This window comes from Spirillospora sp. NPDC046719, from assembly GCF_040645715.1.
Lineage (GTDB): Bacteria > Actinomycetota > Actinomycetes > Streptosporangiales > Streptosporangiaceae > Spirillospora.
In genome coordinates, this window is the sequence record NZ_JBEYYT010000497.1 from 1 (window position 1) to 6,242 (window position 6,242).

Below are 6,242 nucleotides of genomic sequence, written 5' to 3' on the forward strand. Positions count from 1 at the left end.
CCACCGGTGCCGGATCGCCGCCCTCGACCCGCACGGGGCGGGCGGCGGGCCGGTGCCCGGCCGCGCTCACCGTCAGCGTGTAGCCGCCGGGCGCGAGGTCGGCCAGCGCGAACGCGCCGTCCGCTCCGGTGGTGGCGGAGGCGACGACCTCGCCGCGCTGGTCGGTGGCGACCGCGACGGCCCCGGCGACGGGCGCGCCCGCCTCGTCGCGGACCGTCCCGGCCACGCCGCCGATCCCGCCGAGCACGAGGTCGGCGGCTGCGGGGCCGTCGAGCACGGCGACGGTGGCGGCCTCGGGCTGGTGGCCCGGCGCCGACCCGACGAGCACGTAGCCGCCGGGCGCGGGCGCGGCGACCGCGTACCGGCCGTCGTCGCCGGTGGCGACCACGCCGAGCTGGCGGCCGCTCGCGTCGATCAGGGTGACGGTGGCGCCGGAGAGCGGCGTCCCGTCGGGGCGCCGCACCCGTCCGCGCACCGCCGGGCCCTCGCCCGCGGGGGACGGCTCGGCCGCGGCGGACGTCTCGCTCTCGGCGGACGGCACGGCCGGGCTCTCCACCGGACCGGCGGCCGTGGCCGGAACCTCGGTCGCGGCGGGCGCGGGCGCCTGAGCCGGGCGCCCGGCGTGCCGCACCGCGCGGCGGCCGGACGGCAGGAACGCCGCGAGCAGGACGCCGACCGCGATGGCGCCGGTCGCGATGGCGAACGAGATCCGGAAGCCGGTCATGTCCGGCACCTCGGCGCCGCCGAAGTGGAGGGTGTTGCGGGCGAGGACGGTGCCGAGGAGCGCGCTGGACACCGAGGTGCCGATGGAGCGCATCAGCGTGTTCACGCCGTTGGCCGCCCCGCTCTCGGACGGGTCGACGGCGCCGAGGATGAGCGTGGGGAGCGCCGAGTAGGCGAGCCCGATGCCGGCGCCGACGATCGTGGAGATCAGCGCGACCTGCCACACCGCGCCCATCAGGCCCTGCGCCGCGCCGTAGCCGCCGCCGATCACGATCATGCCGAGGATGAGCGAGGTCTTGGCGCCGAACGCGGCCGAGACGCGCGCCGACAGCGGCGAGACCAGCATCATCGCGATGCCCATCGGCGCCACGGTGAGCCCGGCGACCAGCAGCGACTGCCCGAGGCCGTACCCGGTCGCCTTCGGCAGCTCCAGCAGCTGCGGCAGGACCAGCGACATGGCGTAGAACGAGACGCCGACGGTGATCGCGGCGAGGTTGGTGAGCAGCACCTGGCGGCGCGCGGTGGTGCGCAGGTCGATCAGCGGGTCGCGCAGCCGCAGCTCCACCACGCCCCAGAGCACGAGGATCACGACGCCGGCCGCGCCGAGCCCGAGGGTGCGAGGGCTCGTCCAGCCCCAGTCGCCGCCCTTGGTGATCGGCAGCAGCACGGCCAGCAGCCCGGCGGTGAGCCCGACCGTCCCGGCGATGTCGAAGCGCCCCTTCGCCCGCACCTTCGACTCGGGGACGGCGAACGCCACCAGCGCGAACGACACGGCGCCGAGCGCGGCGGCGCCGTAGAAGAGCATGTGCCAGCTGAAGTGCTGGGCGATGTAGGCCGCCACCGGAAGGCCGAGCGCGCCGCCGACGCCGATCGAGGAGCTCATCAGCGCCAGCGCCGAGCCGAGCCGCTCCCTGGGCAGCGAGTCGCGCATCAGGCCGATGCCGAGCGGGATCGCGCCCATCGCGAAGCCCTGGATCGCGCGGCCGGCGACGACCAGCAGCAGCTGCGAGCTGACCGCCGCGACCAGCGAGCCGACGACGACGGTGCCGATGCTGACGAGCGTCATCCGCTTCTTGCCGTACAGGTCGCCGAGCCGTCCCATGATCGGGGTGGCGACGGCGCCGGACAGCAGCGTGGCGGTCATCGCCCACGTCGCGTTCGACAGCGAGGTGTGCAGCAGCTGCGGCAGCTGCCCGATGACCGGGATCAGCAGGGTCTGCATGACCGCGACGACGATGCCGGCGAACGCCAGGACGGCGATCAGCAGGCCGGACCCGCGCTCGGCCGGCAGGCCGAGGTCGGGTTCGCGGCCGGCGGCCGCGGTGCCGGCGGGAGCGGCCGTGCGCGGGTGCTGGGCGGTGGCGGGCTGGGACACGCTGGTACGCCTCCGGGAGGATGGATCGGTCCGTGCGGCGGGGTGGGCGCCGCGCTCCGGGCGGCGGCGCACCCCGTGATCAAGACGATGAGGGGCCGGTTTCATTCCCGTACGGGGAACCGCGACGGAGAATGAGACCAGCATCACTCTCCGCGAAGAACGAAATTTACCGATAGAGGCGGAGGGATGAGAAAAAGGAGTCACGTCGGTCAGGTCGGCGTGCCCCCCGCCACGCCCGCCGGACGGAGATCACATTAGGCTCGGCGGGACGGCGGCCGGCGCGCCGGCGGCACGAGCACCGACGAGCACCGGCGACGGCACGGACGACGAGCACCGACCCGAGCAGGGACGAGACCCGGCATGGAGGCAGGCCCGATGCACCCTTTCCGCGCGGCCATCGAGACGGGCGACCTCGACGCCCTGCCCGACCTGCTGGCCGAGGACGTGCGGTTCCTCAGCCCGGTGGCGTTCGCGCCCTATGACGGCCGCCCGGTGGTGTCGGCGATCCTGCGCGCCGTCACCCGTGTGTTCACCGACTTCCGCTACGTCCGGGAGATCAGCGACGGGCGGGACCACGCGCTGGTGTTCAAGGCGCGGGTCGGCGACCGCGAGGTGCACGGCTGCGACTTCCTGCACCACGACGACTCCGGGCTGATCGACGAGTTCTGCGTCATGGTGCGCCCGCTGTCGGGCGCGAAGGCGCTGTCGGAGGCGATGGCGGTGCAGTTCGAGGCCGCCAAGCGGGAGATGGGCCTCGCCTGACGGGCCCGCACAACGGCTCGCACGATGGCCCGCACAACGGCCCGCACGACGGCCCGCGCCTCCTCCGGCCGCGTCATCTCGCGAGGCCCAGCGCGGCGTACCCGGCGAAGGTGAGCAGCAGGTGGAGCGCGGGCGCGGCCGGCGGCCATCGGGTCCGGCCGCGCAGGAACCGGTACCCGGCCACGGCCGGGACGGCGAGCGGCAGGACGGCGGCGGGCGTCCACGCGGGCGGCGCCTCCGACCGCGCCGCGAGGAGGGTGGCCGACAGCGCGGGCGCGGCGAGCGCCAGCGCGGCGGTTCCCCGGAGCCCGAGCGCGGCGGCGTACGTCCGCTCCCCCGGCCGCGGCGTCCGGGTCAGGTTCTTCGCCGGCTCGGCGTGCCCGGCCGCGAGCACGGCCACGGTGACGGCGACGAGTCCGGGCCGTCCGGCGCCGTGCCCGGCCTCGTGCAGGTACCCGGCGTACAGGTAGGCGTGCAGCAGGACGGGCGCAGGCAGGCTGACCAGCAGGTTCACGAACAGCCGATCGCCGGAGGGCCGTCCCGACCGGCAGTGCGCGGCGACCACGATGAACCCATAGCCCAGCTGAACGCCCAGGACCGCGACCTGCCACGGCCGCGCCGCGTTCAGCGCCAGGACGGCCAGTGACCCGACGGCGTACAGAACACCGAGGTCGCGGACCCGGACGGCCCCTGACGCGAGGGGACGGCCGGGGTTGAAGCGCCGGTCGTAGCCGAGGTCGCGGACGTCGTCCAGCGCCCGCATCAGCAGCAGGTCGGCGAACACCGTGACCGCGGCGACCGCCGTCCCCGCGCCGGGCCGCCACCGGGTGACGAGCGGGTCGAGCGCGGCGAACAGCCCCGTGACGCCGTACGCCCAGGCGGCCGCGAACACCAGCGACTGGACCGGCGTGTAGCTCCCGGACACGTACCGTCCGACGCGCCGACACCAACCGGCCACCGCACTGGCCCAGCCCCCGCTCAACGCCGCGCTCCCGGTCAACGCCGCGGGCGCCAGGTCACGGGCAGCTCCCAGACGCCGCGCACGAACATCCGGTCGCGCCAGCGCAGCCGCGCCGGGTCGATCGCCAGATCGAGGCCGTCCAGGCGGCGGAGCAGCGCGGCGAGGGCGACCTGGAGCACCATCCGGGCGTGCGGCGCGCCGAGGCACAGGTGGCGGCCGTGCCCGAAGCCGAGGTGCGGGTTGGGCGAGCGGTCCGGGCGGAACGCGTCGGCGTCGGCGAACGCGTCCGCGTCGCGGTTGGCGGCGTCGGTCAGCGGGACGACGACGTCGCCGCGCCGCACCTCCGTCCCGCCCAGGCGCGTACCGGCGAGCACGACGTGCGGCCTGCCGCCGGTGCCGCCGAACCACACCCAGCGCAGGAACTCCTCGACCGCCGCGGGGATGCGGGACGGGTCGGCGCGCAGCGACGCGGCCAGGTCCGGGCGCGCGATCAGCTCCAGGACGCAGGCGGCGAGGAAGTTGGACGTGGTCTCGCCGCCGGCTATGAACAGCCCGAGCCCGAAGACGGTGATCTCCTCGGCGGTGAGCCGCTGCCCGGGGTCCGCCAGCAGCTCGGTGAGCAGGTCGGAGCCGGGGCCCCCGGCGGCGACCCCGGCGCGGCGCGCGTCGAGCAGGGCGGAGAAGTAGCCGAACATGCCCGCGCGCGCGGCCTCGACCTCCCCTGCGGGGACGTGTCCCGCCGACATCAGCGCGCTGACCCACGGCAGCAGCCTCCCGAGGTCGGCGGCCGGGACGCCGAGCATGTCGCGAATGAGCGCGTACGGGAGCGGCGTGGCGAAGCGGGCGAGGAGGTCGGCGGGCGGCCCGGCGGCCTCCAGGCCGTCCAGCAGCCGTTCGGCGGCGGCCTCCGCGCGCGGGCGGTCCGCCTCGGCGCGGCGGGCGGGGAACCGGCCCTGGACCGCCCGGCGGCGGCGGGTGTGGGTCGGCGGGTCGGAGGCGACGAGGGCCAGGGACGGGGCGTCGCGGGCGAAGAGGGTGCCGCCGGTCCACGCCTCGCGGCCGAAGCCGTCGCCGGCCAGGACGGCGCGGACGTCGGCGTGCCGGGTGACGAGCAGCGCGTCGTGGCCGCCGGGCAGCCGGACGGGCGCCATGGGGCGCTCGCGCAGCCGGCGCAGGTGGCCGCCGTCCAGCGGGACACCGGGACGGTGCGGCAGGGGGAAGTCCAAGATCGCTCTCCGGGCGGGGGTGTCCGGTCGGGCCTTTCAGGCGGGGTCTCCGGGCGGGATCTCCGGGCAGGGGGCGCGGGCGGGGCGTCCGCGGAGTGGTCAGGCGCTCAGCGGCGGCGGCAGCGACGCCTCCTCGGCCCGGCGGCCGTCGCGTTCGAGCCCGGCGAGCCGCGCCGAGGTGAGCGCGGCGCGGAACAGCTGGATGCCGCGCGCGGAGCTCGGGTCGATGCCGGACAGGTCCCGGATCCGGTCCAGCCGGTAGTGCAGCGTCCGGCGGTGGATCCACAGCTCCCGGGCGGCGCGCTCGCGGTCGAGGTTGCAGGCGAGCAGCACCTCCAGGGTCCGGCGCAGGTCGGTGCCCGCGTCCAGCGGGGACAGCACCGCGGCGAGCCGCTCCCGGATGCCGGGCTGGCCGAGGATCGCCAGCTCGACGAGCAGCTCGTCGGCGCGGTAGGGACGGTCCTCGGCGTCCGGGATCGCCTTGACGACCGTCAGCACCCGGGACGCCTCCTCCAGCGCGTCGGGGATCCCGCCGAGACCGCTCCGGCAGGACGCGGCGGCGTGCACCGGCCCCCGCGTCCAGGTGGCGAGGACGGCCACGAACTCGGCGGCCGCCACCTCGGCCCGCTCCGGGTCCCCCGCCGGGAACAGCGCGACCAGCTCGGCGAGGTCGCCGGAGTGGAGCACGCCGTCGATCGCCTCCAGGTGCTCGCGGGCCCGCGCCCAGTGCGCGGCGGCGGCCGCACCGAGACCGGGCGCCTCGCACCGCAGCACCAGGTAGCGGGGCGCGAGCGCGACCCCGGCGGCCTCCGCGATGACCTCGGCGGGCGCGCCGTCGATCAGCGTCTCGGCGAGCAGCCGGCGCAGCGGCCGGGACCGGGCGCCCTCGCGCGGCGCGTCCGCGTACCCCTGGATGCACGCCTCCCGGGCCCGTCCCGCGAGCCGCGCGGCGCGGCCCGTCGCCTCGGCCAGCTCGGTGAAGCGGCCGGCGGGCGCCGCCGCCCAGCAAGCCCGCGCCGCCGCGGCGAGCGCGGCGTCCCACACCTCCGACAGCACCGGCAGCGGGATGCCCTGCCGCGCCGCCATCGCCCCGAGGTCGCGGAACCGGGCGAGGTCGTCGGCGGGCAGCGGGCCGCCCGCCGCGTCGCGCGCGAGCTGCCGCGCGGCGGTCTCCTCGCGGCCGCCGAACAGCGGG

General features: G+C 76.9%; 5 protein-coding genes. 1 reads left to right on the forward strand and 4 read right to left on the reverse strand.

Translation table 11 applies throughout. The annotated features are described in order from the left end of the window. The coding region (locus ABZ914_RS44145; RefSeq protein WP_500200700.1) for an MFS transporter at positions 1–2,098 on the reverse strand (2,098 nt) is incomplete at its 3' end. Between the two features lie 375 nt (positions 2,099–2,473). On the opposite strand from ABZ914_RS44145, the gene ABZ914_RS44150 reads away from it, so the two are divergent. Beyond that, complete coding sequence (locus ABZ914_RS44150; RefSeq protein ID WP_433137792.1) at positions 2,474–2,860, forward strand: nuclear transport factor 2 family protein; 387 nt, start codon at positions 2,474–2,476, stop codon at positions 2,858–2,860. 73 nt (positions 2,861–2,933) lie between these two features. On the opposite strand, the gene ABZ914_RS44155 is transcribed toward ABZ914_RS44150, so the two are convergent. The 3 genes from ABZ914_RS44155 to ABZ914_RS44165 all read right to left on the reverse strand — a co-directional run. Next, positions 2,934–3,785, reverse strand: a complete 852-nt coding sequence (locus ABZ914_RS44155; protein ID WP_500200701.1) for a hypothetical protein — start codon at positions 3,783–3,785, stop codon at positions 2,934–2,936. A 71-nt stretch (positions 3,786–3,856) separates the two neighbouring features. Continuing rightward, positions 3,857–5,047, reverse strand: a complete 1,191-nt coding sequence (locus tag ABZ914_RS44160) for a cytochrome P450 (RefSeq protein ID WP_500200702.1) — start codon at positions 5,045–5,047, stop codon at positions 3,857–3,859. 99 nt (positions 5,048–5,146) lie between these two features. Next, on the reverse strand, positions 5,147–6,242 hold a 1,096-nt coding region (locus ABZ914_RS44165), incomplete at its 5' end, for a PucR family transcriptional regulator (protein WP_500200703.1).